We start from the raw sequence: 26,654 nt of genomic DNA, 5'->3' as shown, positions 1-26,654 counted from the left end.
GTCAGGGTTTGTGGGGCAGGGCCAGATAGTCGTGGGACTGCATCTCCTGCAATCTCGAGAGCGTGCGATCGAACTCGAACGAGAGGTTGCCCTCGTCATAGAGTTCCTCGATCGCCACCTCAGCCGTCATCAGCAGCTTGACGCCGCGATCGTAGAATTCATCGACCATGTTGATGAAGCGCCGCGCCTGGTCATCGGTGCTGCGTCCCATGCGCGTCACGTTGGAGACCAGTACAGTATGAAATTCACGGGCAAGCTCGATATAGTCGTTCTGGCTACGCGGCCCGTCGCACAGCTCGCGAAACTCGAACCACACCACGTCGTCATGCAGGCGACGCGCCTGAAGCACTCGGTGGTTGATCTCGATAGGGGCGTCCCACTCCCCCTGCGCGCCGGCAATTTCGCCGAAGCTGCGTGACAGCTCCGCCTCGGAATCAGCATCCAGAGGCGAGTGAAAGATACTCGCACGCTCAAGGGCGCGCAGTCGATAATCGATCCCGGAATCGACATTGACGACTTCGCAGTGGCGATTGAGAAGCTCGATGGCCGGCAGGAAGCGCGCCCGTTGCAGTCCATCCTTGTAGAGCTGATCCGGCACGATATTGGAGGTCGTCACCAGCACCACCCCATGCTCGAACAGCGCTTCGAGCAGATTGGCCAGGATCATCGCATCGGTGATGTCCTTGACGAAGAACTCGTCAAAGCAGATCACTCGCGCCTCGGAGGCGAACTTGGCGGCGATCAGCTTCAAGGGATTCTTCTCGCCTTTGTAGTGCTCGAGCTCATTGTGCACGCGCTGCATGAAGCGGTGAAAGTGCGTTCGCATCTTGTCCGAAAAGGGCAAGGCTTCATAGAAGGTATCGACAAGATAGGTCTTGCCCCTGCCGACACCGCCCCAGAAATAGAGCCCCATGACGGCAGGAGGCGCTTCGAAGGGCGATGCTGCCGGCTTCTTGCCGAACAGTCCGGCCATACGTGACTTGAGCCCCTTGCCAGGCGCACCCGTGGGCCGCGCCGGGTCACGCGACGTGGTCACAAGTTCGTTATAGAGCCGCTGCAGATGTTGGACGGCCTGTTCCTGGGCGGCATCGTACTGGAAGTCATCGCGCTCCAGATCGGCCCGATAGCGCCCTATCGGGGTATCGGGCGTACCAACCTGGCGTTGACTCGGGGATGTCGTTGTCGCACACATGGGGTCTAGCTTACCTCGGACTCGTGTCATCGAGTCGGCCATTATACGCCGACCGCACTCTTTTCGCATGTGCGAAACGGCCATGTTACCGCCACCGTTACAAGACTTTATCCCGCCCTGCGTTGACCTTGATCTCGAAGTGCCGCCTATAATGGGCCGTCTCCGACAGCGCCATCTCAGCCATCGGTACCGATAGCGACGAGACGAACCGGCTGTCGCTGCGCAATGAACCGGAGGGGAATGACGTGTACGAAAGCAACATCGACTGGATTCTGGCCATCGTCAGCGGGCTTGCCGGCATCGGCATCGGCGCCTTGGGCTATCACCTGCTGAATGCCAATCAGGCCCGCAACCAGAAGGTCCGCCAGCGTCTGGCGGAGACCGAGCTGGAGCTCAGCCAGGTCAAGGAAGCGATCAACGACCACTTTTCCCGCGCGGCCGACCTGGTCTCAAGCATTCAACGCCAAAGCCTGGAACTCGAGCAGCAACTGTCGCAAGGTGCCGACCGCCTCTGCGACGACCTGCAGATCAAGCGTCGCTTCACTGCAAGCGAAGCGCTCCCGCCGGAAGAGGAAAGCTCGCCGGACATCCCCCGCGACTATGCCGACGGCGATCGCGGCACGCTATCTGAAGATTTCGGGCTGCGCCGCGAAGAGAACGACCTGACCAGCGGCCAGACACAACCGCCTCGCTACTGAGGCGCACACCCCACCAGCCAGCCCGGCATTTCTGATGCCGGCTCATGCCGGGTTGTCGATATCCATGAATCGGTGGGCAATGCCATAGGTCTCGGCTAGCCACTCGCCTAGCGCCTCGATCCCCCAACGCTCGGTGGCATGATGACCTGCCGCGAGGTAGCTGATCCCCATCTCCCGCGCCATGTGAGTGGTCCGTTCGGAGATCTCGCCGGAGATAAAGGCCTGCGCACCGGCCTGCTGGGCGCTGGCAATCATGTCCTGAGCCCCTCCCGTGCACCAGGCGATGCGAGAAAGCTCCCCGCCATGGCCCGGGATCAACAGCGGTTCACGTCCCAGCGCCACGGAGAGCCTTGCAGCAAGCCCACGATCATCGAGGCCAGCCGGGGGACTCCCCAGCCACAACAGCCCCTCGCCAAGCTCACCGTCGACACACCCTATCACCTCGAAGCCCAGCCTTGCGGCCAACTGGGCGTTATTTCCCAGCCGGACATGCGCATCCAGCGGCAGATGGTAGGCAAGCAGATTGATATCGTGGGTCAACAGCGCCGCGAGCCGGCGACGCTTCATCCCCGTCACGGCAACCGGCTCGTTCTTCCAGAAATAGCCATGATGGACCAGTAGCGCATCGGCACCCCAGGCCACCGCCGCTTCGACAAGCGCCTGACTGGCTGTCACGCCAGTCATCAATCTGGCGATACGCGGACGTCCCTCCACCTGCAGGCCGTTGACGGTATAATCCTTGAAACGCCTGGCCTGCAACTCATTGTCGCAGGCCGCCACCAGATCGTCGCGACTGATCATTCTCACCTCCAGACAGAGTGAAAGCAGCAGTGATATAATAGGCAACGATTGTAACGATCAAGGCCCCTCCCAGCGACCGCCGTCGACAAGGAATACTGAATGCGTCGAACCCTGCCGTCCCTATGGCCTTTCGTCTGGCCGGTCATTGCCGGCATCCTGTTTGCCATCGTGCTGCTCTACGCCTTTCCGCAACTGGTGGGCAGACCTCCCGCCTTCCTCTGGGGCGATCAAACGACCTCGACCCAACAGGCTGAACCCACGCGCAGCGTCGGTGAGGGAAGCTCCCGCCCGCCTCCCGACATCCAGAGCGCTCCTCCGCTTGCCCGGGAGCAGGGACCAGCCAGCTACTCCGAGGCGGTGGAGCGTGCTGCGCCCGCAGTCGCCAATATCTATTCGTCGCGGATGGTCGAGCGCGAGGAGCATCCCTTGATGTCGGATCCCTTCTTCCGACAGTTCTTCGGTGACAACACCACCAGCCGGCAGCGCATGCTGTCGAGTCTGGGTTCCGGCGTCATCGTCAGCCACGATGGCTACGTGTTGACCAACCATCACGTGATCAGCGGCGCCGACCAGATCCAGGTGGCGCTGCGTGACGGGCGCGAAACCCTCGCCGAAGTAGTCGGCACCGACCCCGAAAGCGACCTTGCGGTACTGCGCATCGAGCTCGACAACCTGCCGGTGATCTCGATGTCCGATTCCTCCTATATCGCAGTGGGCGATGTGGCGCTGGCTATCGGCAACCCTTTCGGCGTGGGTCAGACGGTCACCATGGGGATCATCAGTGCGACGGGACGCAGCCACCTCGGCCTCAATGCCTACGAGGACTTCATCCAGACCGATGCCGCGATCAATCCCGGCAATTCGGGGGGAGCATTGATCAATGCCGAAGGCGCACTGGTCGGCATCAATACGGCGATCTTCTCTCGCTCCGGCGGCTCCCAGGGCATCGGCTTCGCGATCCCCGCCAACCTGGCCCGCAACATTCTCGACGAGCTGGTGACCCAAGGGCGCGTGATACGCGGCTGGTTGGGGATCGAAGCGCAGGAGATGAGCCAGGAGCTGGCGCAATCCTTCGGACTCAACACTCCGGGGGGCGTGGTGATTGCCGGCGTGGTGCCCGGCGGCCCGGCGGACGAGGCGGGCCTGAGGCCAGGCGACGTACTGCTTGAGGTCGATGGCCGACCGATTCTCGATGGCCGCGTGGCGATGTCCAACATTGCCGCCATCGAGCCCGGCTCCAGCCTGCCACTACGAGTCATTCGCAGTGGCGAAACCCTCGAAGTGACGCTTGCCGTCGGCGAACGACCCGCCCCGCTGTCACGCCAACCGCAACCCGCGCCCTAACCAACCGCATCTTCGACGCGACCGACCCCGCCATGGCGGGGCCGGTCGCGTTGTGACCCATTGCATGGCGACGAGCCGGTCGTTACTTCTCGCTCAGCCGGTACTCGGCAGAGCGGGCATGGGCGGTCAGCGACTCTCCACGCGCCAGGGTCGAGGCGATACGCCCCAACCGGGAGGCGCCCTGCGCCGAACAGTGAATGATCGACGAACGCTTCTGGAAGTCGTAGACGCCAAGTGGCGAGGAGAAGCGCGCCGTGCCTGATGTCGGCAGTACGTGATTGGGACCAGCGCAATAGTCGCCCAACACCTCGGCGGTATAGGAGCCCATGAAGATGGCGCCAGCGTGGCGCACCTCGGGCAGCAACGCGTCGGGATCGGCCATGGAGAGCTCGAGATGCTCAGGAGCGATACGATTGATCAATCCAAGCGCTTCGTCACGATCGCGGCACTGGATCAACGCGCCCCGCCCGCTCAACGAGGCACGGATGATCGCCTCGCGCTCCATGGTCGGTAGCAGCCGCTCGATGGAGGCGGCCACCGCCTCGAGGTGCTCGCGATTCCAGGTGATGAAGATTGCCTGGGCATCTTCGTCATGCTCAGCCTGGGAAAACAGATCCATGGCCAGCCAATCGGGATCGGTGACGCCATCGGATACCACGAGGATTTCGGAGGGTCCAGCAATCATGTCGATACCAACCTGACCGAATACCGCCCGCTTGGCCGTGGCCACATAGATATTGCCGGGACCGACGATCTTGTCGACGCGCGGTACCGTCTCGGTGCCGTAGGCCAGTGCCGCCACCGCCTGAGCGCCACCGATGGTAAACACCTGATCGACCCCTGCCAGATGCGCCGCCGCCAGCACCAGCTCGTTGAGCACCCCATCCGGCGTCGGCACCACCATGATGATCTCGCGCACCCCGGCGACATGCGCCGGAATGGCATTCATCAGCACCGACGAAGGATAGGCCGCCTTGCCACCCGGTACATAGATACCGGCACGATCGATGGCCGTGACCTGCTGGCCGAGCACGGTACCATCGGCTTCGGTGTAGCACCACGACTCGGGCTTCTGACGCTCGTGATAGAGCCGAATGCGCTCCGCCGCAGCCGCCAGCGCGTCACGCTGCTCCGCGGGCAGGCCCTGATAGGCCTGCGCCATGCGCTCCGCACTCAGGGTCAGCTCAGTCATGGCATTCGCCGAGAGACGGTCGAAGCGGTTGGAGTACTCGATCAGTGCGGCGTCGCCCCGCTCGCGAACGGCGTCGATGATCGCATCGACCCGTGCCTGGAGATCGGCGTCCGAGACGCTTTCCCAGGCGAGCAAGGCCTCGAGGCGCTCATCGAAGTCGTCAGCGGCGGTGGAGAGCCTGGCGATGTCGGGTATCGCAGTGGCGTTATCGGTCATGTGGATCTCTCGTGACAAACGTAAAACCTATCGCAGCTCGTGACGCTGCCTGGCGGCGGGCAAGCGTGCAGGCGCTATCAAGTCGAGGCAGTCTCGCCATGGCGGCGCTTTGCCACCGCGTCTCGCAGGCGTGCGATCAGCGGCTTCAACCGCTCGTGCTTTATGGTCATCGAAGCCTTGTTGACCACCAGCCGGGTGCTGATCTCGGCGATCATTTCACGCGGTTCCATACCATTGGCGCGCAGCGTGTTGCCGGTATCGACGATATCGACGATCTCGTCGGCGAGATTCATCAACGGGGCGAGCTCCATCGCACCGTAGAGCTTGATGACCTCGGCCTGGATGCCCTGTTCGGCGTAGTAGCGCCTGGCCACCTGCACGAACTTGGTGGCGACCCGGCGCCGGGCCCTGCCCGGTTCGGCGTCACACACGCCGGCGGTCATCAGCCTGCACTTGGCTATCTCGAGGTCGAGAGGTTCATAGAGGCCCTCAGCACCATGCTCGAGCAGCACATCCTTGCCGGCAATACCGAGATCCGCAGCACCCAGCTGTACATAGGTAGGCACGTCGGTGGCGCGAATGATCACCAGTTTCACGTCGGGCAGGTTGGTGTCGAAGAGCAGCTTGCGGCTTTTGCTCAGTTCCTCGGCAGGCTCGATGCCCGCCTCGGCCAGCAGCGGCAGCGTCTCGTCGAGAATACGGCCCTTGGACAGGGCCAGAATCAATTGCTTGTTCATCGGCTCACTCTATTTCGCTTGACCCGGCCGGTCAGCCCGGCACGCGACGAATCTTGGCGCCCAGCAGCTGCAGCTTCTCCTCGATGCACTCGTAGCCGCGATCGATATGGTAGATGCGATCGACCAGCGTCTCGCCCTCCGCCACCATCGCCGCCACCACCAACGACGCGGAGGCGCGCAGGTCGGTGGCCATCACTGGCGCCCCGGAGAGGCGCTCGACACCGGTGATCACCGCCGTGTTGCCCTCAAGCGCAATCTGCGCCCCCATGCGATTGAGCTCTTGAACGTGCATGAAGCGGTTTTCGAAGATCGTCTCCACCACTCGCCCTGTGCCTTCGGCAACGGCGTTCAGCGCCACGAACTGGGCCTGCATGTCGGTGGGAAAGGCCGGATAGGGGGCGGTACGCAGGTTGACCGCCTTGGGACGACGGCCCCGCATGTCGAGCTCGATCCAGCCTTCGCCGCTGGTGATGGCCGCGCCGGCCTCCTCGAGCTTGGCCAATACCGCCTCGAGAATGTCGGCACGCGTATTGCGCACCCGCACCCGGCCACTACTGATTGCCGCAGCCACCAGGAAAGTGCCGGTTTCGATGCGATCGGGCATGACATCGTAGTGACAGCCATGCAGGCGCTCCACGCCATGAATGGTGATAGTGTCGCTGCCGTGACCGCGAATGTCCGCACCCATGGCGATCAGACACTCGGCAAGATCGACCACCTCTGGCTCGCGGGCCGCGTTCTCGAGGGTCGTGACGCCATCGGCCAGGGTCGCGGCCATTAGCAAGTTTTCGGTGCCGGTCACGGTGACCGTATCGAAGAAGATCGTGGCCCCCCTGAGCCGGCCATCGACGCTCGCCCGGATATAGCCCGCCTCGACGCGAATCTCGGCGCCCATCGCCTCCAGGCCGCGAATGTGCAGATCGACCGGACGCGAACCGATGGCGCAGCCGCCTGGCAGAGAGACATCCGCCTTGCCGAAGTGCGCAAGCAGCGGGCCCAGCACCAGGATCGAAGCACGCATCTTCTTGACCAGCTCATAGGGCGCATGACAGTCGCGCACCTGGGAACCGTCGAGCTGGATGGTCATTTTCTCGCCCATCACCGGCTCGATGCCCATACGGCCCAGCAACTCCAGCGTGGTAGTGATGTCCTGCAGGTGCGGCAGGTTGCCAATGGTGACGGGGCCATCGGCAAGCAGGGTGGCACAGAGTATCGGTAGCGCCGAATTCTTGGCACCGCTGGCCCAGACCTCGCCATCCAGAGGGCCGTTTCCAGTAATGATCAGCTTATCCATTGAAATCCGTCGTCAGGCGCCCAGGCTCTGTGCAGAGCCATTTTCGGGTGCATCAGGCCATTGTGAAGGAGTATAGGTCTTGATACTGACGGCATGGAGAGCGCCACTGGCGATCTCGTCGGAGAGCGCGCCATAGATCAATTGCTGACGCTTGACCGGGCTCAGGCCTTCGAAGACATCGCCCACGGCGACGACCTGAAAATTGCAGCCTTCACCCTGGATATGGAAGTCACAGCCATCGATACGAGTCTCGAGCAGTGCCTTGACGTCGCTGGGTTGCATGCGAAGCAGTCTCCTTGTTCAGATTCGGGTCCCGAGGCGCTGAGGGGCCGGACCATGAGGCGAAATGGCCCCCATGGTAATCAAAACCGCCGCCAATGGCGATGGCGGCGGTCGGTTCGAAGGAATATAGAAGGGGAATAGTGGAGTCAGTCGCCAGCGACGACAGGCAACAGCGCATCGAGACCCGCCACCTGGGTGAGCCGTGCCAGCGGGGGTGAAAGCCGCACACTGCCGATCTCGAGCCCAGCTGCACGGGTCTGGCGTGTCCACTCCAGCAGTATGCTGAGCGCAGCACTGCTGACGCGGTCGACACCGGTGAGGTCGAGACACAATGTCTCACCGGGCCGCTGCTGACCAAGCCAGAGACTGCCAGCGGCGGCAAGCGCCGCTGCCACGTCGAAATCCACCTCGCCGGAGACCGTCAGCCGCCGGCCATCAGCCTCGAGGCGGGCACCTTGCTCATCGAGCAGGAGTATCATGCATTGCCGCCCTCTTCCAGCTCCTCGACACCCACTTCGGGCGACCAGTTGCTGATCACGGCATCGTAATCTCGATTGCGCTCACGCATGGCCTGGTCGAACTGGTTGCGGAACGTAAGCCCTAGGTTGATGCCATTGACGATCACGTTGACCACCTTCCACTCACCGTTGGAGAGGCGCAGCGAATAGCTGACCGGATAGACCTGGCCATTGGTGGCGACCACCTCCATGGCAACGCTTGCCTGGTCCTCATGGCGCGACTCGCGCTGCGAGTCCAGCACCCGCAACTCACGATAGTCGAACGTGACCAGTCCTCGGGTATAGGTGTCGATCAGGGTCTGACGGAAGGTCTGGGCAAAGCGCGATCGCTGCTGTGAAGTGGCGTTGTTGAAGTAGCGCCCCATGACGCTTGCACCGATGTAGCGAAAGTCGGCGATATCGTCGAGACTTTCGTCGACCAGCGCCTCGAGCTCCTCGATATTCGCGGCATAGTAGTCCCGACGCCCTTCGATCTGTCCCATCAGCTCATCGATGCTGTCGCGAATCAACTGCTCTGGGGCGCTCTGGGACTGCTGGGCGAACGCAAGCGTTGCCATCAAGCTCAGGCAGAGCCCCAGCGTGAGCGCAATGGCCGACGATAGCCGCCTGCCAGCGGCGAGGGGGAGAAGATGCGTCATAACGCCTCCTGAGGTAAGGATTTCAATCACTGATCATGTTCGACACGAATTGCTGGATAAGTTCTTCCAGCACCAGTGCCGATTGGGTATCGCGGATGGTATCGCCATCGCCGAGGGTATCGGGATCGCCGCCCACCGAAAGCCCGACATACTGCTCGCCAAGCAGCCCGGAAGTGAGGATCGCCGCCGTGGTATCGCGCGAGAGCTGCCCCTCCAGCGAGCCGTCTATCTCCATGATCACCCGGGCATCGTACCAGTCGGTGTCCAGCTCGACGGCCGTGACGCGTCCCACATTGACACCAGCCATGGTAACGCGAGCACGCGGCCTGAGCCCTCCGATATTGGAAAAGTTGGCCTGCAGCGTAAAGGTATTGCGGGCGGGCTCCATCGTAAGCCCACTGACACGCAGCCCGAGAAAGATCAATCCCACGATTCCCGCCAGCATGAACAGACCGACGCCCAGTTCCATCATCTTGCTGCGCTTCATCCCAATCCTCCAAACATCAGCGCGGTAAGCACGAAGTCCAGCCCCAGCACCGCCAGCGAGGAGTAGACGACCGTGCGCGTGGTGGCACGGGAAATCCCTTCCGAGGTCGGAATCAGGTCATACCCCTGGAATACCGCGATCCAGGTCACGACCAGCGCGAACACCAGGCTCTTGATCAGGCCATTGCCGACATCATTGAGGAAGGTAACGCTGGCCTGCATATTGCCCCAATAGGAGCCTTCGAACACACCCAGCCACTCGACGCCCACCAGATAACCGCCATAGATTCCCACCACGCTGAAACCGATGGTCAGCAGTGGCAGTGAGACGAAGCCGGCCCATAGTCTCGGCGCCACGATACGCCGTAGCGGGTCGACCCCGATCATCTCCATGCTGGTGAGCTGCTCGGTGGCCTTCATCAGGCCGATCTCGGCCGTCAGTGCCGAGCCTGCACGGCCGGCAAAGAGCAGGGCCGCCACGACCGGCGCCAGCTCACGCAGCAGCGACAGGGCCACCATCTGCCCCAGCGCCTGTTCGGCGCCGAAATCGACTAGGATGGTGTAGCCCTGAAGCGCCAACACCATGCCAATGAAAAGTCCTGATACCAATACGATGGCAAGCGACAGTACGCCCACGAAGTGCATCTGCCGCACCCAGAGACCAAGCCCCTCCCGGGAGGGCACTCCCACGCCAGATTGGGCGAGAAACAGCCCAGCTCGCCCCAGCGCCTCGAGCACCTCGCAGCCACGCCGGCCGAGCCGAATCAAGTAGTCGATCATGCAAGACCTCCGGCATCCAGAATGTCGTGCTGGAAGTCGGCCGCCGGGTAGTGGAAGGGAACCGGGCCGTCGGGTTTGCCATGTATGAACTGGCTCACCCGGGCGTCCTGCTCGACATCAAGTGCATCTGGGGTGCCATGGGCCATCACCTGGCCATCTGCGATCACGTAGACATAGTCGGCAATCGACAACGTCTCCTGAATGTCGTGGGAGACCACTACCGCGGTGAGGCCCAGCGCCTCGTTGACCCGCTTGATCAACTGCACCAGCACGCCTTTGGAGATGGGATCCTGGCCGACGAACGGCTCATCGTAAAGAATCAGCTCAGGGTCAAGCGCCAGCGCCCGGGCCAGCGCCACGCGACGCGCCATGCCGCCGGAGAGCTCCGCCGGCATCAGGTCGCGAGCACCGCGCAGCCCAACCGCTTCGAGCTTCATCAACACCACGTCGCGCACCATCGCCTCGGGAAGGTCTGTATGTACCCGCAGCGGGAAGGCAACATTCTCGAATACGCTCAGATCCGAGAAGAGCGCACCACTCTGGAACAGCATGCCCATCCGCCGTCGCAGACGGAAGAGCGCCTTGCGCGATAACGAATGGACATCCTGGCCATCGATGATCACCCGGCCGGCGTCCGGGGCGAGCTGGCCGCCAAGCAGCTTGAGCAGAGTGGTCTTGCCGGTGCCGCTGGGACCCATGATAGCGGTGATCCTGCCGCGCGGGATCGCCAGATCCACGCCGCGAAAGATGTCCTTATCGCCACGCGAAAAGTGCAGCCCCTCGACAGTGACAAAGGACGAGTCGCTCATGACACCCCGTAGCCAAAGAAATTATCGAACATTGTATCTTAACCTAAACGCCTGTCGCCAGCGGGAGTTGTTGCGTATGGCGACTCTCGCTGGCAGCTAGCTTGCGTCATTTTCACCAGACGCGTTTAATTGGCGCTCCGTTCCCAGGCGCAGGATGGTCTCGCCCCCTATGCTCGTACCCCTGATCACCGTTCTCGTCGGCTTCATCGGGCTATTGTGGAGTGCCGACCGCTTCGTGGGCGCCGCGGCCGCCACTGCACATCGCGCCGGCATGAGCGCCATGCTGGTGGGCATGACCATCGTTGCCCTGGGCACGTCGGCACCCGAGATCATCGTCTCGATCATGGCCTCGCTGGACGGGGCACCGAGCCTGGCCATCGGCAATGCACTGGGGTCGAATATCGCCAATATCGGGCTGGTACTCGCCGTCACGGCCCTCGTGGCGCCGATTCCGGTGCGCTTCTCGATCGTGCGTCGAGAGCTGCCATTACTGCTCGGCGCAACCGGCCTTGCCGGTTATGCGCTGGCCAACGGCATCCTTGGACGTTTCGATGCACTCTTCCTTGTCGCGCTGCTGATCTTCAGCGTCTGGTGGCTGTTTCGAGCCGACACCCCCGACAGCGCTTCCGCGGGTGGCGAGATCCCCACCATGCGCTTGCCCAAGGCGCTATTCTGGTTACTGCTTACCTTGGTGCTACTCGGTGCCAGCTCCCGGCTGCTGGTGTGGGGGGCCACCGAACTGGCGCGTGGACTCAACATCAGCGAGCTGGTAATTGGCCTTACCATCGTCGCCATCGGCACCAGCCTGCCTGAGCTGGCGGCCTGCGTTGCCAGCGCACTGAAGCGCCATCACGACATCGCCATCGGCAACGTCATCGGTTCCAACCTGTTCAACATGCTGACGGTACTGCCCATTCCCGGCATTCTCGCTCCAGGCCTCATCGATCCTGCCGCGGCTAGCCGCGACTTCCCCACCATGCTGGCGCTGACACTGGCACTTGGCGCCCTGCTGCTGTGGCAGCGGCGCGGCACGCTAGGGCGCTTACCGGGCGCGGCTCTGTTACTCTGTTACCTGCTCTATCTAGGCTGGCTTGGCGTCGGGCTCGGCACATGATCAACAACCCGCCAAGCCCATCTCAGCCAGCCCCTATCCCGCGGCCACACTTGAGAGAAATGCCCTAAGCGGCAACAATTCATGCCATGACTGCAGACGACTCCCTCTATCGCGCCAGCGCCCTGCGCACGCTGAATATCGAGCAGCAGGCGATCGCCGCGCTTGGCGCCAAGCTGAGTATCGACTTCGACCGTGCCTGCGAGCTGATCCTGGGCTGCAAGGGACGTGTGGTGGTGACGGGCATGGGCAAGTCAGGCCATATCGCCGGCAAGATTGCCGCCACCCTTGCCAGCACCGGCACGCCGGCCTTCTTCGTCCACCCCGGCGAGGCCAGCCATGGCGACCTGGGCATGATCACACCCGGCGATATCGTGCTTGCCCTCTCCAACTCCGGTGAGACCGCCGAGGTGACGGCGCTGCTGCCGCTACTCAAGCGCATGGGCGCGCCCTTAATCAGCATGACCGGACGCCCGGGATCGACACTGGCAACACATGCCGATGCACACCTCGACACCGCCGTCGAACGCGAAGCCTGTCCGCTCGATCTGGCGCCCACCTCCTCGACCACTGCCGCCCTGGCAATGGGCGATGCCTTGGCGGTGGCCCTGCTCGAGGCGCGCGGCTTCACTGCCGAGGATTTCGCGCTGTCGCATCCGGGAGGGAGCCTGGGGCGTCGCCTATTGCTGAGAGTCTCCGATCTCATGCATCAGGGCGAGCGCCTGCCGAGCGTTCCACTGGGCAGTCCGCTACGCGATGCGTTACTGGAGATTACCCGCCAGGGGCTTGGCTTCACCTGTGTCGTCGATGAACGGGGCTATCTGATCGGCGTCTATACCGATGGCGATCTACGTCGTACGCTTGATCAGCATGCCGACCTCAGGACACTCAAGGTCGACGATGTCATGACCCGCCCCGGCAAGCGCATTGGCGCCGACATGCTGGCCGCCGAGGCCGTGCGTATCATGGAAGACAACCGCATCACCGCGCTGGCCGTCGTGGATGATGATAGCCGTCCGGTGGGCGCACTACATATGCATGACCTGCTGATCAGCGGCGTCATCTAGGAGAGCTCATGACCATTACCGCACCTTCACTCCCCCCCAACCTGATTCAGCAAGCCCGCCAGGTACGCCTGTTGGCGCTGGATGTGGATGGTATATTCACCGATGGACGCCTCTATTTTGTCGAAGATGGCAGCGAAATCAAGGCCTTCCATACCCAGGATGGGCTAGGCATCAAACTGCTGGGCCAGGCTGGTCTGAGCATCGCACTGGTGACCGGCCGCGATTCGCCGATCGTCAGCCGCCGCGCCGCCGCCCTTGGTATAGAACATGTGAAGCAGGGGCGTGACGACAAGCTCGAAGTGCTGCGCGAGCTGACCCAAGAGCTCGGCCTCGACTTCTCTCAGGTCGCCTACGCTGGCGATGATCTTACCGATTTGTCGGCGATCAAGCGCGCCGGGCTCGGCATCAGCGTGCCCAACGCACCGGCCTATGTGCGCGAGCACGCCGACTGGGTGACTACCCAGACGGGCGGGCATGGTGCAGTGCGGGAAATCTGCGATGTACTTCTTCAGGCCCAGGGCCATTGGGGCGCTGTCGTCGACACCTATCTACACGGCAAGCGTTGAGCTCTATGCCCTTGCGTCCACGCTTCCCGCGCCCCTCGTCGAAACTCTGGCTGGTACTGGTCCTGCTGATAGTGGGGGGCATCCTGGCGCTGCTCGATCAGCGCGACACCTTCGGCCCCGGCCCGGTGCCGCGTGACGATGCCGGCGAGCCGGACTACTACCTTGAAAATGCCACCCTCACCCGCTTCGACGAGCGTGGCGCTCCGCACCAGCGCCTCGACAGCCCGCGCCTCTCGCATACGCCACATGACGACGTGACACGCGCCCAGACACCGGTCGCACGAATTTTCGATCGTCAGGGCCGCACCTGGTTCGGCTACGGCGATGTAGGCATTCTCGGTCCCGGCGGGGATCTCTTGACCCTGGAGGGCAATGCCAGGCTCAATGCTCCCGAAGAAGGATGGCAGCTGGATACCGACATCCTGCATGTCGATACCGTAAACGGGCATGCCTGGAGCGACACCCCGGCACTTCTGCAGCAACCACCCCAGTGGATGCGAGGTGAGCGCTTCGATGCCTGGCTCAACCTGGACCGTGCACGCCTGACCGACGAGGTCCAAGGCTTCCATCCTCCCGAAGGCTATGAGGAACCAGCACCATGAGAGACACTCCCACCCCGACATCTCGCCTCATGGCCTGCATGATGGGTGCTTGCCTGACAATGCTGGCCGCCCTTCCGGCGTTCGCGCTCGAGAGCGATGCTCAGCAGCCCATCGAAGTGGCCGCGGATCGCCTTGATCTCGACGATCGCGCCGGCACCGCCATCTATACCGGCGATGTCGAGATTCGCCAAGGTAGCATGCAGCTCACCGGCAATCGCGTCGAAATCCTGCGCAATGACGCAGGCGAAGTGTCGCGCCTGACCGCTACCGGCGAGCGCGCCTACATCGAGCAGCAGCCGGCCCCGGACGAACCCGTGGTACGCGGATGGGGTCGCACCATCGTCTACCATGCCGCACAGCGCCGCGTGGAGCTGATCGATCGCGCCGAACTGCACCAGGCGCGAGACACCTTCGATGGCGGTTATGTGGAGTATTTTCTCGACCGTCGCGTGGTTCAGGCACGCGCCGACGTCGAGGGCAGCGAGCGCCAGCGCGTGCGCATGACCCTCAATCCCGAGCAGAACTAACTTCTGATCCAAGGCAGCCCATGAAGACCCTTCGTGCCCGGAACCTGGCCAAGAGCTACAAGCGTCGCCGTGTCGTCCATGACATCAGCCTCTCCATCGAACAGGGCAGCATCGTCGGGCTGCTCGGGCCGAATGGTGCCGGCAAGACCACCTCGTTCTACATGATCGTCGGCCTGGTGCGCGCCGATGCGGGCGAAGTACACATCGACGACCTCGACCTGACCAAGGCGGCCATGCATCGCCGCGCCCAGGCGGGCATTGGCTATCTTCCCCAGGAGGCCTCGGTATTTCGCAAGCTCAGCGTGGCTGACAACATCATGGCGATCCTCGAGACGCGCGAGGATCTCGATCGCGAGGGTCGCCACGCAAGTCTCGAGCAGTTGCTGGAAGATTTTCATATCACCCATATCCGCGACAACCTGGGCATGAGTCTCTCCGGGGGAGAACGTCGACGTGTCGAGATCGCTCGCGCCCTGGCAACGGAGCCCGCCTTCATCTTGCTCGATGAGCCGTTCGCCGGGGTCGACCCGATCTCGGTAGGCGAGATCAAGGGCGTCATCAGACAGCTCAAGCGTCGTGAAATCGGCGTCCTGATCACCGATCACAACGTGCGCGAAACCCTGGACATCTGCGACCGAGCCTATATCGTCGGTGACGGTCAGATCATCGCCGAGGGCAATGCCGAAGCGATTCTCACCAACCAACGGGTACGCGAAGTCTATCTCGGGGAAGACTTCCGACTCTAGGTTCAAGAGCCTTCGGCACGCCGCCACTGCTCGGCGGCCGCCATCAACCGCATGAAAACTTTCTACGCTGCCCAATCTGGCATGGTACTTGCGCATGGCATGTTTCTTGCTCAGTTTTCACGCAATTGAGTCTTGCAAGGGATTGCGGCGCGAGCTAACGTGTCGTCTCATTTGTCAGTGAACACCCCTTGCCATGGCCATGAAACCCTCGTTGCAACTCCGTGTCGGCGCGCACCTGACCATGACGCCGCAGCTCCAACAGGCCATCGCCCTTTTGCAGCTGTCGACACTCGACCTGCGCCAGGAGATTCAACAGGCGCTTGAAGCCAACCCCATGCTAGAGCTGGACGACGGCTTCGGCGAGCAGGAGGTCGCCGAAGCGCGTGAAGAGGAGTGGAACAGCGAAATTCCCGAGGAGCTCTCTACTGACAGCGACTGGTCGGACACCTACCAGGACATGGCGCCCAGTGGAAGCAGCTCGGGCGAGGGGCCGGATTTCGAGCGCAACGCTAGTGGCGAGAGCCTCCACGACCACCTCGCCTGGCAGTTGGCGATGACCGATCTCAGCGAGCGCGAACGCATCATCGCCGAGAGCCTGATCGATGCCGTCGATGACAATGGTTATCTCAACGGCGCTCTCGACGAGCTGTGCGCCGGCCTTCGCGACCAGGGGCTGGCCGGACTCAAGAGCACCGAGGTAGAGCAGGTGCTGATGCGCCTGCAGCAGTTCGAGCCCACCGGCGTATGCGCCCGAGAGCTGCGCGAGTGTCTGCTCCTCCAGCTCGGCGTGCTGCCCGAGGAGACACCACTGCTGCCCCAGGCGAAACGTCTTGTCAGACAGTTCCTCGAAGCGCTTGGCAATGACGATCGCAAACTACTGAAGCGGCGTCTGCGCCTCGAGGACGAGGAACTCGACCGGGTCATCGCCCTGATTCGCTCACTCGATCCCCGCCCCGGCCAGGCCTTCGGCGAAAGCGACAACGACTATGTCATTCCCGACCTGATCGCCCGCCATGGCCGTGAAGGCTGGCGCATCGAGCTCAATCCCGACGCCCTGCCGCGTATGCGCATCCAACCCGACTATGCCGCCCTGATCAAGCGCGCCGACAAGAGCGATGACAATACCTTCATGAAGCAGCACCTGCAGGAGGCGCGCTGGCTGATCAAGAGTCTCTCGAGTCGCAATGACACCCTGCTGCGCGTAGGCCGGGAGATCATGGCGCGTCAGATCGATTTTCTCGAAAAGGGCGAAGAGTCGATGAAGCCATTGATACTGGCCGATATCGCCCAAGCCGTGGAGATGCACGAATCGACGATCTCGCGAGTGACGACGCAGAAGTACATTCATACGCCCCGTGGCGTCTTCGAGCTCAAGTACTTCTTCTCAAGCCATGTCGGCGGTACTGGCGACAGCGGCGATGCCCATTCGAGCACAGCGATCCGCGCGCGCCTGAAGAAACTGATTGGCGAGGAGCCAGCGCGCAAGCCGCTCTCCGACAGCAAGCTCGTCGAACTCCTCGAAGCGAGCGGCATCAAGGTGGCCAGGCGGACCGTAGCCAAGTACCGCGAAGCGATGGGCATCCCCCCCTCCAGCGAACGCAAGAGACTCTCCTGAAATCCATGTCTCAAAGCGCGTATCAATGGACGTTAACTCCTAATACATTGAAATAAATAAGCTAAAATAATGAAGGGGCATCCATGTCAAATCCTCGGATGCCTAGGGGTATGCAATAGGGCAAAAAGGGTTACAATCGAACTGCAACCCGCCGCAACAGGAGAGTGTCATGCAAGTGAATATCGCCGGGCACCATGTGGAACTGACCGATGCACTGCGCGCTTACATCAACGAGAAGCTTGCTCGACTCGAACGCCACTATGACAACATTACCTCGGTCCAGGTTACACTCTCCATCGAGAGGGAGCGCCAGCAGGCAGCCAGCACTCTGCACGCCGCGGGTGCAGACATTCATGCCGATGCCGAGGATGGCGACATGTACGCTGCCATAGACGCCCTTGCCGATAAACTCGATCGCCAGTTGGTCAAACACAAGGAAAAGGCACAGGCACGCGCCCAGGGCGTCGGTGCCCGCTGAGCTACCCATGACGTTGCAAACCATCCTACCCCCTGAGCGTACGCTGTATGGTGTCGCCGGGGGGAGCAAGAAGCGAGTGCTGGAATTTTTCAGCACCTTCATCGCCCAGAACACACCAAGTCTCGATAGCCAGGAAGTCTTCAGTCGGCTTATTGGACGTGAACGCCTAGGCAGTACCGGCATCGGCAACGGTGTTGCTATTCCTCATGCCCGCAGCCCTCACTGCAAGGCCCCCTTGGCGGGTTTTCTCAAGCTCAGTGAGGCGGTGGATTTCGATGCCATCGATGGCGAGCCTGTCGATCTGGTCTTCGTACTGCTGGTACCGGAAGAGGCTGACGATACGCACCTGGCGCTCCTGGCCCAGGTCGCCGGCGTGATGAACGACAGCGATACTCGTCATCGATTGCGCAAGAGCGACAGCCAGCGACAGCTTTACGATACGCTCATGGAAGCCATTGCCAAGCTGCGCAACGACGGCTCTAGCGCTCAGCACTGAACTCACTCTATGTCCAACTGTCGATCATGGCCGCTCCAGCGTGAGCGGCCGTTCGGACCGCTCATAGGAGATCCGCATGCAGCTCGTCGTCATCAGTGGGCGTTCTGGATCGGGCAAATCGATCGCGCTGCAGGCGCTCGAGGATCTCGGCTTCTACGCAATCGATAACCTGCCGGCCATGCTGCTCGGCGCCCTGGTCGACGAGCTACAGAACGGGCCATCGCCCCACTCATCGATCGCCGTGAGCATCGATGCCCGCAACCTGCCTGCCGCCCTGGAGCGTTTCCCGAGCCTGCTCGACGATGTGCGAAAGCGTGGCGTGGCTTGCCAAGTGGTCTATATCACCACCGACCCCAAGATATTGCTGGAGCGTTACTCCGCCACCCGGCGCCGGCATCCGCTGACCCGTGAAAGCGAGATGACCCTGGCCGAGGCGATCGACTCGGAAGAGACGGCACTTGCCGACATTCGCGATCTCGCCGACCTGATCATCGATACCTCGCGACTCTCGGTACACGAATTACGTGCGCGGATTGCAGATCAGGTGGCGCAGCATGTCAATCAGCAGCTGACGCTGACCTTTGAATCCTTTGGCTTCAAGCGTGGCGTACCGCTGGATGCCGATACCGTGTTCGACGCCCGCTGTCTTCCCAATCCCTATTGGGACCCAAGGCTGCGCCCCTTCAATGGCCGCGACACGGAGATCGTCGAGTTTCTGGAGAGTTTCCCGGACGTCAGCGACATGGCCAACGACATTCATGCCTGGCTGGAGCGTTGGTTGCCCTCTTACCAGGCGAGCCACCGCAGTTACGTCACCGTGGCGATCGGCTGCACGGGCGGCCAGCACCGTTCGGTCTATCTCACCGAACGCCTCGCCGCGCAGTTCGCCAGCACCTATCCCAATGTACGGCTCCGCCACCGCGAACTGGGCATCCATACCGCGATGACCCACCATGCTGCCACTCCCGACAAGGGCAACCAAGGACACTGAGGATGCCAAGCCGTTATCTGACGTTGATCAACAAGCGAGGCTTGCATGCCCGTGCTGCCACACGTCTCGTGCAGTGCTGCCACGCGTTCACCGCCAAGGTCACGGTCAGTCATGAGAGCCGCCATGCCGACGCCGCCAACATCATGTCACTTTTGATGCTGGCGGCACCCTGCGGGACGGTACTGCGCCTGCAGGCGGAGGGCGATGACGCCGATCAAGCGCTCGACGCCCTGGAAGCGCTATTCGAGGCTCGCTTCGACGAAGAGGCCTAGCCTCCCGCCACCATCATCTCGTCGATCAGCCAGCTGCCGCTGTGTACGCTGCCTCGAGTGTCGACATCATCTCCCACGCCCACCAGGCCCGAGAACATCGCCTGCAGGTTGCCGGCGATGGTGAACTCCTCGACCGGATACTGGATCTCGCCGTTCTCGACCCAGAAGCCGGCCGCACCTCGCGAATAGTCGCCCGTCACGCCATTGACCCCTTGCCCCATCAACTCCGTCACCAACACGCCGCGATCGATCTTCGACAGCAGCGCTCGATAGGAGCTCAAGGGGGCATCGATACGCAGATTGCGCGCACCACCGGCATTACCGGTACTCTGCATTCCCAGGCGACGCGCACTGTAGGCCGAGAGCATGTAGCTTGCCAGATGTCCGCTGTCGATGAAGACATTGTCGCGAGTGTATACGCCGTCGCCATCGAAGGGGGCACTGGCCATGGCACCGATCTCGCGCGGCTTCTCGCCCAGCGTGAACCACTCGGGAAAGAGTGAATCGCCCAGGCGATCGCACAGGAAGGAAGCATCGCGGTAGATGGCACCGCCAGAGATGGCGCTCATCAGATGACCTAACAAGCCACTGGCGAGCGATGGGTCGAACATGACCGGGAAGCGGCCGGTGGCCGGGCGCTTGGCACCCAAGCGCCGCAGGGTACGCTGCGCTGCCGAACGGCCGATCGCCTCGGCGCTGAGCAGTCGCGAGGGGTCGCGCTCGCTGCTGTAGTCGTAGTCGCGCTGCATGCCCTGACCATCTTCGGCAATCAGCATGCATGATAGCGAATGACGGCTACCATGGAGGCTACCGAGAAAGCCGTGACTGTTGCCGTAGACGCGTACCGCCTCGCCACTCGAGAGGCTAGCGCCATCGGAGTTGCTGATACCGGGAATCGCGCGTCCCGCTGCCTCACAGGCCAGTGCCCGCTCGATCGCCTCGTCGGTACTCAAGCGCCACGGATGGTAGACTTTGAGATCGGGCAGCTCGCGCGCCATCAGTTCAGGGTCGGCCAGCCCCGCGGCGGGGTCCTCCCCGGTGTACTGGGCGATGGCCAGCGCCTTCTCCACCGCTGCCTTCAGCGAAGCCTCGCCGGCATCGGAAGACGAGGCGCTGCCCTTGCGGGCCCCCAGGTAGACAGTCACCGCAATTCCTTGATCGCGGGAGAGCTCCACCGTCTCCACCTCGCCCAGGCGCACGCTGATCTCCATCCCTTGGTCGACACTGGCGCCGACCTCACAGGCGTCGGCCCCCAGACGCCGGGCCTGCTCCAGAGCCACCTGGACGCGTGATTCCAGCAATTCCTGCTGGGCAGCGGCATCGAAAGCCTGAGTCATCTTTGGTCTCCTTGACTGGGGCGGGCTGGTATACTCGCCTCACACCCCGATGCTGATGGTAATGGCATGTCTCTAGAATCCCCCGCCAACCCCGAGGGTTGGCAGAGCAAAACCCAGCGCAAGCAGGAGATGCAAGCCCTGCAGGCCCTGGGCGAAAAAATCATCGCGCTTTCGGATGCCGAGCGCGCCCGCCTGCCGCTCTCCGACGATATGCTCGACGCCGTCGAGGAGACGACGCGCATCCGCTCCCACGAAGGGCGCCGGCGCCACATGCAGTACGTCGGCAAGCTGATGCGACGCGAAGACATGACGGCAATCCAGGCAGCCTTCGACGAGTTCGAGCAGGAGAAGCTCAAGCGCGACCACGCCTTCCACCGTCTGGAGAAGTGGCGCGACCGACTGATCGACGAAGGCGACGAGGCCGTCGAAGCCTTCATCATCGATTTTCCGGATGTCGATCGCCAGGCACTGCGCCAGCTGGTCCGCAATGCCAAGCAGGAGCGCCAGCGCGAGAAGCCTCCGACCAGCGCTCGCAAGTTGTTCAAGCTGATTCGCGATACCGCCGGCTTGTAGTCAATGGCTCACTGGGTGCCGCCGACGGTGAGCTCGTCGAGCTTCAGCGTCGGTTGCCCTACGCCGACCGGTACCCCCTGCCCCTCCTTGCCGCACACACCAATGCCGCTATCGAGCTCCATGTCATGGCCGATCATCGAGACTCGACCCATCGCCTCGGGGCCATTGCCGATCAGCGTGGCGCCCTTGACGGGAGCGGTGATGCGACCATCCTCGATCAAGTAGGCTTCGCTTGCCGAGAAGACGAACTTGCCCGAGGTGATATCCACCTGGCCACCACCGAAGCTGACTGCATAGATGCCGCGCTTGACGCTCTTGACGATATCGGCGGGATCGTCGTTGCCGGCCAGCATGTAGGTATTGGTCATGCGCGGCATCGGCAGATGCGCATAGGATTCACGGCGCGCGTTGCCGGTAGGCGCCATGCCCATCAGCCGAGCATTGAGCTTGTCCTGCATGTAGCCAGTGAGGATGCCATCTTCGATCAGCGGCGTGTAGGCGCCCGGGGTGCCTTCGTCGTCGACGCTCAGTGAACCTCGGCAATCCGCCAGGGTGCTGTCGTCCACTACGGTCACGCCCGGTGCCGCCACTCGCTTGCCCATACGTCCGGCGAAGGCGGAGCTGCCCTTGCGGTTGAAGTCGCCTTCCAGGCCATGGCCCACCGCCTCGTGCAGCAGGATACCGGGCCAGCCCGGCCCCAGCACGACCGGCATCTGTCCCGCCGGGGCGTCCACCGCCTCGAGGTTGACCAGTGCCTGGCGTACCGCTTCACGGGCGAAGCGCTGCGGTGCCTGCTCGTCACGCAAGCGTGCCATCGCGTAACGGCCACCGCCACCGGCACTGCCTCGCTCACGCCGCCCATTGCGCACCGCGATCACGCTGACGTTGAAGCGCACCAGCGGGCGAATGTCGGCGGCCAGGGTGCCGTCACTGGCTCGCACCAGCACCACCTCATGCACCCCGCTCAACGAGACGCTGACCTGGGTCACGGCGGGGTGCTCGGCTCGCGCGACGCGGTCGGCCTCCTTGAGCATGGCGATCTTGTCGGCTTCCGAGAGACCGCTCAGCGGGTCGATGCCGGCGTAGCGCTCCGTGGCGCTGGTCAGGCGGCGTGGCGCCAGCGACAGGCGGGCGCCGCTACGCGCGATACCCGCCGCCGTGCGCCCGGTATCGGCCAGGGCATCGGCGCTGATCTGGTTGGAGTAGGCGAAACCGGTCTTCTCACCGGCCATGGCACGCACTCCCACGCCGCCATCGATACTGTAGCTGCCCTCCTTGACCTCGCCATCCTCCAACACCCAGCTCTCCTGCCAGCTGCGTTGAAAATAGAGGTCTGCGAAGTCCACGCCGCCACCCAGCGCATGACCGAGTCCTGCGTCCAGCGCGTCGAGATCGAGGCCACCCGGTGCAAGCAGGGTCTGTGCGGCACCGTCAAGCATCTCCTGAGACGTCAGGTTTCGAGAGTGTAGGTTCATTCGGCACCTTCCAGAGAAATCCGCGGCGAGGTCCAGGGGCCCTGCACGCGATAGTGAATTTGCGTCGCCCGATCGATGACGCCGCCAAACAATTGATGAGCAATGAACAGCGCCCCGCCCACCACCGGCGCTCCAGCCACCAGGGCCGCGAGGGGCAGGTTCTGGCTGATGGGTACCGTGACACTGAGACGTTGATCGAGTTCACGCCGAGCCAGGTCGACCTGGCCATCCAGACGAATGTTTGTGGCCGGGCTTTCGATCACCACCGGGCCACGAGTTTCCAGAATGCCACCATACAGCGTCGAGGCGCCGATCACACTGTCAAAGGCGGTCCCTTGCCGAGTGACATCGGTAAAGTCCAGACGCAATCGTCGCAATAGGTTATCGACATTGAGCAGGCCGATCAGCCTGACGGGCGTCGAGTCCATCTGGTGAAAGCGACCATTGCGCAAGTCGATATCAAGATTGCCTCGTGAGCGTTCAAGGCCAAATTGCCACGGTGCACCAGGCCAGGCCAGCTGGGAGCGAACACGAGTCGAGGCATTGGAGATGGCGATCGGTTGGTTGAGGCGCTCGAGTACCGTGGCAAGGCTGCCTCCGTCGAGTGACAGGCGTGAGCGTGTCAGGCTCGCCTGGGAACCCGATGCCTCCCATACAAGCTCGCCACGCGCCGAGACATGACCGATCGTCAACCCCAGCGGGTCGACTCTGACCTCCGTTGGCGAGGTGCGCCAGCGAGCCGTCAAGGGGCCGAAACGCCGGCCCTGACGCTCGAACGTGGCAACACGCAACCTGCCATCCGGCACCTCGGCCACCCACTTGGGAAAGGCGACCGGGGTCGGTGCCACGGCGATCTCATCGATTAACCCCTGCCTCTCGCTCACCTCGCTCTGGGCCAGCAGGCTATCAAGCGTCACTCGCGCCAGGGCAATGTCCAGCATATCGGCGGCACCGGGACGATAACTCACACTCCCCTCCGCCAGGGTGCCGGCCAGATCCAGATGCCAGGCTTGCTCCTCCTGCGGGTAGCCGCTGGCAGAGAGCGATCCCAGGCAGCGCTGATCGTAGTAGAGGCACTCACTGCTCAGACGCAGCGCGCTTACTCCGTCGAGTCCGGCCACTCCCCCCGCGCCAGCACTTTCATCCGCCCCTTGGGCAGGCAGCGCGACACCCTCGAGAGCCGCGACCCACGCCATCACGTCCAGGTTCGGCGTATTCCAATCTATTTCCCAGCCTCGCCTCTGGGGCCACTCCATCGAACTCGGCCACTGCTCCAGCCATAACTGGCCCTGTGCACCGCTGCCCCACTCGCGCCAGCGCAGCCGCGCGCGACCGTCAAGCGTAGCGTCGACGACATTGCGCGCAAGGTCAGCCTCGATGCGCAGCGGCACCTGCTCCGCCAGCGACTTGCCAAAAGGGAAAGGCAGATGGATGCCCAATCCTGCGAGATCGCTTTCGAAGGTGAATCCCGTCGCCGCTTCCTCAAGCGACAGGCGGGCGCGATAGGGAAAGTAGCCGCTCAGCAGTGGTGCCAGCTCGTCGAGCCCGACGGAGCTCAGCAAGCCATGCGCCAACGCACGCCCCTCGAAGGAGACACCTTCATCGGAGTCGAAGCTCGCCAGTACCGGCCCCTCGAAGATACGCGCGCCCAGCACGCCGTTAAAGCCCCACGTCTCGCCCTGCTGGCGATACTCCAGCTCGCCATTGATGCTGTAGATGGGCAGATCCAACGGCAGGTAGCGCAGGTAGGGCACATCGACGTCGGTGTCGATGAGTAGATCGAACCCATCGGGCTCGCCAAGCGGCAGCTCGAGCGCCAACTCTCCGGCGAGCTCGCCTTGCCCCTCCCAGTCTCGGGTATCGATCTCGCCTACCGGCATCGCCGCCAGAAAGGCGAGCAACTGATCGGTATTACCGCTCAGCTCGCCGAGCACGTTCAGCCGCTCGTCGATCAGGCTCACACGACCATTGCGCGCCTGTAGGCCATGGCTCTCGGCCCGCTCCACCCAGGCTTCGAGACGCAGGCCATCCATCGCCAGCCGACCTTCGACGTTTTCGAGTGCCGGCCACTCCTCATCGAAGGGCAGATAGCCATCGCGAATCTCCAGTGCCAGGTCGAGCTCGACCTCCTCTGGCTGCATTTCCTCCATGAGCGGCAGGCGCAACGACAGCGTCCCAGCCGGGACGCGCCCGGCAGCGCCCAGCGCGAACCACTCCACCAGCGCCTCGCCGAAGATGCCGACCGGCAGCCAGTCGACCAAGGGGGTTTCGACGGCATCGACATCGCGAAAGGCAAGGTCCAGTCCAAGCTCGCCCGGACGCTCGCCACCGAGCTCAAGATCGAATTCGCCGTGTACCTGGGCATTGCGCCATACCGCCTCGATATCCTCGCCACGCACGCTGACCCGTTCGTTGCGGTAATCCCAGTAGACTCGGCCCCGCGACGAGTTCAGCTCCATGGGACCGTTAAACAGCCGCGGGAACTCGAGGGTGGCCCCCTCACGTCCGACGAAGGTGACCTCTCCGCTCAGATCGCTGGCTTCGACCCAGGCATCCAGCGGCCCGCCACCCGGGGCGTTCTGCCAGGGGGAGACCGCCACATCGTGAAAGGCGCCGCGCGCCCGCCACTGGCCCGCCTGCCGGCCAAGACCGAATCCACCCACATGCCCGCGGGGATCGAGAGCATCGAGCACACGTAGCAGACCTTCGGGCATGGGAATGCGGTCTCGCCAGGCCGCCAAGGCTTCCAGCTCGAATCCACTGGTATTCAACCACCACTCCTCGCCATCGCCCCGCAGATGCCAGTGCTGGGGAATCGCCGGCCCCATCGGCAGATCGTCATCGGCAGCTCGCTCGCGACTCAACCAGGCTTGCCAACCCTGCTCCTCACGAAGCCACTGCCCCTGGGCGTGTATCTCCTCGAGCTCGAGAAGCGCCTGCGCATTGCTGAGCGCCAAGCGCTGTACATCGAGATCGAGACGGACGTCCTCGAGCGCACCCTGATGCCAGCGCCCCCACACCTGGGCCAAGCCCTCGGCTTCATCGATACGCACCGGATCGTTGCGGCTCAGCACTTCGGCCAAGCCGACCAGGCTCGAGAGTTCCATCCGTGCCTGCAGCGCGGCATTGAAATCGGCCAGGCCACGCCGACCGGGGCGGATCTCGAGCGCCGCCTCGAGCGCAACCTCTTCATGTCCCTCGACATGCAACCAGCCCTCGACATGGGTATGGTCGGTATCGCCGGTCATCAACAGGCTAGGCGCCTCCAGCGTGACCTGACGATCGAGGCCGTGCAGCACCAGGCGCAAGTGCTGCAGCTCGACACGCTGGCGCAGTAGCGCACCTACCCAGAAGTCCAGATCTTCGAGATCGAACTCCGTATCGGCCTGCAGCTCGGGGGGCAGTTCGGCAGGCTCCGGCCAGTGCCAGGTGCGCTCGGAGGTCTGGTAGAGATGCAGGGTGACGCCACGCACATGGGCGCCCTCTATCACCGCAAAGCCGTCGCGCAGGGAGGCCAGGCTGTTCAGGCGCAGCTGGGCACGCTCGACTTCGAGCAGCGGCCGGGAGCCGGAAACGATACGCAACCCCTGCAGGCTGGCCGAGGGGTCAAGGCCACTCACCCCCGCCTCGAGCTGCCCGATCGTGACCTCGGCATTGAAACGCGCCGAGAGTAGCGACTCCGCCTGAGTTCGCCAGCCGTCGATCTGGCTCGCCGCCAGGCGAACCCCAAGCAGCAGCAACGCCAGCAGAAGAAGTGCAATGGCGACGATCGTCAAGGTCCAGCGCAGCACCAATCGGGTTGGGGTCATCA

General features: G+C 63.0%; 28 protein-coding genes. 14 read left to right on the top strand and 14 right to left on the bottom strand.

Annotation, left to right across the window (positions count from 1 at the left end):
• Position 1: 1 nt before the first annotated feature.
• Positions 2-1,192 (bottom strand): cell division protein ZapE, encoded by a 1,191-nt coding sequence (gene zapE, locus HJD22_RS16015; protein WP_208656167.1) that lies wholly within the window; start codon positions 1,190-1,192, stop codon positions 2-4.
• A gap of 245 nt (positions 1,193-1,437) precedes the next feature.
• Between zapE and HJD22_RS16010 the strand changes: the two genes are divergently transcribed.
• Positions 1,438-1,890, top strand: a complete 453-nt coding sequence (locus HJD22_RS16010) for a YhcB family protein (RefSeq protein ID WP_208656168.1) — start codon at positions 1,438-1,440, stop codon at positions 1,888-1,890.
• Positions 1,891-1,932: 42 nt separating this feature from the next.
• Here HJD22_RS16010 and HJD22_RS16005 read toward each other — a convergent pair whose 3' ends face one another.
• Positions 1,933-2,691 (bottom strand): Nif3-like dinuclear metal center hexameric protein, encoded by a 759-nt coding sequence (locus HJD22_RS16005; RefSeq protein ID WP_208656169.1) that lies wholly within the window; start codon positions 2,689-2,691, stop codon positions 1,933-1,935.
• A gap of 99 nt (positions 2,692-2,790) precedes the next feature.
• On the opposite strand from HJD22_RS16005, the gene HJD22_RS16000 reads away from it, so the two are divergent.
• Positions 2,791-4,035 (top strand): Do family serine endopeptidase, encoded by a 1,245-nt coding sequence (locus HJD22_RS16000; protein ID WP_208656170.1) that lies wholly within the window; start codon positions 2,791-2,793, stop codon positions 4,033-4,035.
• An 82-nt stretch (positions 4,036-4,117) separates the two neighbouring features.
• On the opposite strand, the gene hisD is transcribed toward HJD22_RS16000, so the two are convergent.
• The 9 genes from hisD to HJD22_RS15955 form a co-directional block, all read right to left on the bottom strand.
• Positions 4,118-5,443, bottom strand: coding sequence for a histidinol dehydrogenase (gene hisD / locus HJD22_RS15995; RefSeq protein WP_208656171.1), 1,326 nt, complete (start codon positions 5,441-5,443; stop codon positions 4,118-4,120).
• A gap of 77 nt (positions 5,444-5,520) precedes the next feature.
• Complete coding sequence (gene hisG / locus HJD22_RS15990) at positions 5,521-6,180, bottom strand: ATP phosphoribosyltransferase (protein WP_208656172.1); 660 nt, start codon at positions 6,178-6,180, stop codon at positions 5,521-5,523.
• A gap of 31 nt (positions 6,181-6,211) precedes the next feature.
• Entirely contained in the window at positions 6,212-7,474 is a 1,263-nt protein-coding gene (gene murA, locus HJD22_RS15985) for a UDP-N-acetylglucosamine 1-carboxyvinyltransferase (protein WP_208656173.1), read from the bottom strand.
• Between the two features lie 12 nt (positions 7,475-7,486).
• A complete protein-coding gene (locus tag HJD22_RS15980) occupies positions 7,487-7,756 on the bottom strand; it encodes a BolA family protein (protein WP_208656174.1) in 270 nt (89 codons plus the stop codon).
• A 146-nt stretch (positions 7,757-7,902) separates the two neighbouring features.
• Positions 7,903-8,235 (bottom strand): lipid asymmetry maintenance protein MlaB, encoded by a 333-nt coding sequence (locus HJD22_RS15975; RefSeq protein WP_208656175.1) that lies wholly within the window; start codon positions 8,233-8,235, stop codon positions 7,903-7,905.
• Positions 8,232-8,831, bottom strand: a complete 600-nt coding sequence (locus HJD22_RS15970; RefSeq protein ID WP_248730295.1) for a phospholipid-binding protein MlaC — start codon at positions 8,829-8,831, stop codon at positions 8,232-8,234. The genes HJD22_RS15975 and HJD22_RS15970 overlap by 4 nt, the downstream gene beginning before the upstream one ends.
• A 103-nt stretch (positions 8,832-8,934) precedes the next feature.
• A complete protein-coding gene (gene mlaD / locus HJD22_RS15965; protein WP_208656177.1) occupies positions 8,935-9,399 on the bottom strand; it encodes an outer membrane lipid asymmetry maintenance protein MlaD in 465 nt (154 codons plus the stop codon).
• Positions 9,396-10,178: a lipid asymmetry maintenance ABC transporter permease subunit MlaE gene (gene mlaE / locus HJD22_RS15960; protein ID WP_208656178.1), complete on the bottom strand. Its 783-nt coding sequence runs from the start codon at positions 10,176-10,178 to the stop codon at positions 9,396-9,398. Before mlaE ends, mlaD begins: the two co-directional genes overlap by 4 nt.
• Positions 10,175-10,987, bottom strand: coding sequence for an ABC transporter ATP-binding protein (locus tag HJD22_RS15955; RefSeq protein ID WP_208656179.1), 813 nt, complete (start codon positions 10,985-10,987; stop codon positions 10,175-10,177). Before HJD22_RS15955 ends, mlaE begins: the two co-directional genes overlap by 4 nt.
• 169 nt (positions 10,988-11,156) lie before the next feature.
• On the opposite strand from HJD22_RS15955, the gene HJD22_RS15950 reads away from it, so the two are divergent.
• From HJD22_RS15950 to HJD22_RS15900, 11 genes are all read left to right on the top strand, one after another.
• Positions 11,157-12,101 carry a calcium/sodium antiporter gene (locus HJD22_RS15950; protein WP_208656180.1) on the top strand — a complete coding sequence of 315 codons (945 nt, stop codon included), beginning with the start codon at positions 11,157-11,159 and terminating at the stop codon, positions 12,099-12,101.
• 86 nt (positions 12,102-12,187) lie between these two features.
• A complete protein-coding gene (locus tag HJD22_RS15945) occupies positions 12,188-13,165 on the top strand; it encodes a KpsF/GutQ family sugar-phosphate isomerase (protein ID WP_208656181.1) in 978 nt (325 codons plus the stop codon).
• 8 nt (positions 13,166-13,173) lie between these two features.
• Positions 13,174-13,731: an HAD family hydrolase gene (locus tag HJD22_RS15940; protein WP_208656182.1), complete on the top strand. Its 558-nt coding sequence runs from the start codon at positions 13,174-13,176 to the stop codon at positions 13,729-13,731.
• A 5-nt stretch (positions 13,732-13,736) separates the two neighbouring features.
• Positions 13,737-14,333 (top strand): LPS export ABC transporter periplasmic protein LptC, encoded by a 597-nt coding sequence (lptC, locus tag HJD22_RS15935; protein ID WP_208656183.1) that lies wholly within the window; start codon positions 13,737-13,739, stop codon positions 14,331-14,333.
• 59 nt (positions 14,334-14,392) lie between these two features.
• Positions 14,393-14,860 (top strand): lipopolysaccharide transport periplasmic protein LptA, encoded by a 468-nt coding sequence (gene lptA / locus HJD22_RS15930; protein WP_248730294.1) that lies wholly within the window; start codon positions 14,393-14,395, stop codon positions 14,858-14,860.
• A gap of 20 nt (positions 14,861-14,880) precedes the next feature.
• On the top strand, positions 14,881-15,606 hold the full coding sequence (gene lptB, locus HJD22_RS15925; protein ID WP_208656184.1) for an LPS export ABC transporter ATP-binding protein: 726 nt from the start codon (positions 14,881-14,883) through the stop codon (positions 15,604-15,606).
• A gap of 193 nt (positions 15,607-15,799) precedes the next feature.
• The gene (locus HJD22_RS15920; RefSeq protein ID WP_208656185.1) at positions 15,800-17,221 is read left to right on the top strand and encodes an RNA polymerase factor sigma-54; all 1,422 of its coding nucleotides are present in this window, start codon (positions 15,800-15,802) and stop codon (positions 17,219-17,221) included.
• A gap of 169 nt (positions 17,222-17,390) precedes the next feature.
• Entirely contained in the window at positions 17,391-17,699 is a 309-nt protein-coding gene (gene raiA, locus HJD22_RS15915) for a ribosome-associated translation inhibitor RaiA (RefSeq protein WP_208656186.1), read from the top strand.
• A 7-nt stretch (positions 17,700-17,706) separates the two neighbouring features.
• Positions 17,707-18,195 (top strand): PTS sugar transporter subunit IIA, encoded by a 489-nt coding sequence (locus tag HJD22_RS15910; RefSeq protein WP_208656187.1) that lies wholly within the window; start codon positions 17,707-17,709, stop codon positions 18,193-18,195.
• A gap of 76 nt (positions 18,196-18,271) precedes the next feature.
• On the top strand, positions 18,272-19,186 hold the full coding sequence (gene rapZ / locus HJD22_RS15905) for an RNase adapter RapZ (RefSeq protein WP_208656188.1): 915 nt from the start codon (positions 18,272-18,274) through the stop codon (positions 19,184-19,186).
• 2 nt (positions 19,187-19,188) lie between these two features.
• Complete coding sequence (locus tag HJD22_RS15900; protein WP_208656189.1) at positions 19,189-19,458, top strand: HPr family phosphocarrier protein; 270 nt, start codon at positions 19,189-19,191, stop codon at positions 19,456-19,458.
• On the opposite strand, the gene pmbA is transcribed toward HJD22_RS15900, so the two are convergent.
• Positions 19,455-20,795, bottom strand: coding sequence for a metalloprotease PmbA (pmbA, locus tag HJD22_RS15895; protein ID WP_208656190.1), 1,341 nt, complete (start codon positions 20,793-20,795; stop codon positions 19,455-19,457). The genes HJD22_RS15900 and pmbA overlap by 4 nt on opposite strands.
• Before the next feature lie 66 nt (positions 20,796-20,861).
• Here pmbA and yjgA point away from each other — a divergent pair, with 66 nt between their 5' ends.
• Entirely contained in the window at positions 20,862-21,368 is a 507-nt protein-coding gene (gene yjgA / locus HJD22_RS15890) for a ribosome biogenesis factor YjgA (protein WP_208656191.1), read from the top strand.
• Between the two features lie 8 nt (positions 21,369-21,376).
• Here yjgA and tldD read toward each other — a convergent pair whose 3' ends face one another.
• Positions 21,377-22,843 carry a metalloprotease TldD gene (gene tldD, locus HJD22_RS15885; RefSeq protein WP_208656192.1) on the bottom strand — a complete coding sequence of 489 codons (1,467 nt, stop codon included), beginning with the start codon at positions 22,841-22,843 and terminating at the stop codon, positions 21,377-21,379.
• Entirely contained in the window at positions 22,840-26,652 is a 3,813-nt protein-coding gene (locus HJD22_RS15880) for a YhdP family protein (protein ID WP_208656193.1), read from the bottom strand. Before HJD22_RS15880 ends, tldD begins: the two co-directional genes overlap by 4 nt.
• Positions 26,653-26,654 lie beyond the last annotated feature (2 nt).

The sequence above is a fragment of the Halomonas sp. TA22 genome (genome assembly GCF_013009075.1).
Lineage (GTDB): Bacteria > Pseudomonadota > Gammaproteobacteria > Pseudomonadales > Halomonadaceae > TA22.
This window is presented reverse-complemented; position numbering and strand designations above follow the sequence as displayed.

Excerpts from the sequence above, each read along its gene's own strand:
- zapE (WP_208656167.1), bottom strand. The coding sequence starts at position 1,192 with ATGTGTGCGACAACGACATCCCCGAGTCAACGCCAGGTTGGTACGCCC.
- HJD22_RS16005 (WP_208656169.1), bottom strand. The coding sequence starts at position 2,691 with ATGATCAGTCGCGACGATCTGGTGGCGGCCTGCGACAATGAGTTGCAG.
- HJD22_RS16000 (WP_208656170.1), top strand. The coding sequence starts at position 2,791 with ATGCGTCGAACCCTGCCGTCCCTATGGCCTTTCGTCTGGCCGGTCATT.
- hisD (WP_208656171.1), bottom strand. The coding sequence starts at position 5,443 with ATGACCGATAACGCCACTGCGATACCCGACATCGCCAGGCTCTCCACC.
- hisG (WP_208656172.1), bottom strand. The coding sequence starts at position 6,180 with ATGAACAAGCAATTGATTCTGGCCCTGTCCAAGGGCCGTATTCTCGAC.
- murA (WP_208656173.1), bottom strand. The coding sequence starts at position 7,474 with ATGGATAAGCTGATCATTACTGGAAACGGCCCTCTGGATGGCGAGGTC.
- HJD22_RS15980 (WP_208656174.1), bottom strand. The coding sequence starts at position 7,756 with ATGCAACCCAGCGACGTCAAGGCACTGCTCGAGACTCGTATCGATGGC.
- HJD22_RS15975 (WP_208656175.1), bottom strand. The coding sequence starts at position 8,235 with ATGATACTCCTGCTCGATGAGCAAGGTGCCCGCCTCGAGGCTGATGGC.
- HJD22_RS15970 (WP_248730295.1), bottom strand. The coding sequence starts at position 8,831 with ATGGCAACGCTTGCGTTCGCCCAGCAGTCCCAGAGCGCCCCAGAGCAG.
- mlaD (WP_208656177.1), bottom strand. The coding sequence starts at position 9,399 with ATGAAGCGCAGCAAGATGATGGAACTGGGCGTCGGTCTGTTCATGCTG.
- mlaE (WP_208656178.1), bottom strand. The coding sequence starts at position 10,178 with ATGATCGACTACTTGATTCGGCTCGGCCGGCGTGGCTGCGAGGTGCTC.
- HJD22_RS15955 (WP_208656179.1), bottom strand. The coding sequence starts at position 10,987 with ATGAGCGACTCGTCCTTTGTCACTGTCGAGGGGCTGCACTTTTCGCGT.
- HJD22_RS15950 (WP_208656180.1), top strand. The coding sequence starts at position 11,157 with ATGCTCGTACCCCTGATCACCGTTCTCGTCGGCTTCATCGGGCTATTG.
- HJD22_RS15945 (WP_208656181.1), top strand. The coding sequence starts at position 12,188 with ATGACTGCAGACGACTCCCTCTATCGCGCCAGCGCCCTGCGCACGCTG.
- HJD22_RS15940 (WP_208656182.1), top strand. The coding sequence starts at position 13,174 with ATGACCATTACCGCACCTTCACTCCCCCCCAACCTGATTCAGCAAGCC.
- lptC (WP_208656183.1), top strand. The coding sequence starts at position 13,737 with ATGCCCTTGCGTCCACGCTTCCCGCGCCCCTCGTCGAAACTCTGGCTG.
- lptA (WP_248730294.1), top strand. The coding sequence starts at position 14,393 with ATGCTGGCCGCCCTTCCGGCGTTCGCGCTCGAGAGCGATGCTCAGCAG.
- lptB (WP_208656184.1), top strand. The coding sequence starts at position 14,881 with ATGAAGACCCTTCGTGCCCGGAACCTGGCCAAGAGCTACAAGCGTCGC.
- HJD22_RS15920 (WP_208656185.1), top strand. The coding sequence starts at position 15,800 with ATGGCCATGAAACCCTCGTTGCAACTCCGTGTCGGCGCGCACCTGACC.
- raiA (WP_208656186.1), top strand. The coding sequence starts at position 17,391 with ATGCAAGTGAATATCGCCGGGCACCATGTGGAACTGACCGATGCACTG.
- HJD22_RS15910 (WP_208656187.1), top strand. The coding sequence starts at position 17,707 with ATGACGTTGCAAACCATCCTACCCCCTGAGCGTACGCTGTATGGTGTC.
- rapZ (WP_208656188.1), top strand. The coding sequence starts at position 18,272 with ATGCAGCTCGTCGTCATCAGTGGGCGTTCTGGATCGGGCAAATCGATC.
- HJD22_RS15900 (WP_208656189.1), top strand. The coding sequence starts at position 19,189 with ATGCCAAGCCGTTATCTGACGTTGATCAACAAGCGAGGCTTGCATGCC.
- pmbA (WP_208656190.1), bottom strand. The coding sequence starts at position 20,795 with ATGACTCAGGCTTTCGATGCCGCTGCCCAGCAGGAATTGCTGGAATCA.
- yjgA (WP_208656191.1), top strand. The coding sequence starts at position 20,862 with ATGTCTCTAGAATCCCCCGCCAACCCCGAGGGTTGGCAGAGCAAAACC.
- tldD (WP_208656192.1), bottom strand. The coding sequence starts at position 22,843 with ATGAACCTACACTCTCGAAACCTGACGTCTCAGGAGATGCTTGACGGT.
- HJD22_RS15880 (WP_208656193.1), bottom strand. The coding sequence starts at position 26,652 with ATGACCCCAACCCGATTGGTGCTGCGCTGGACCTTGACGATCGTCGCC.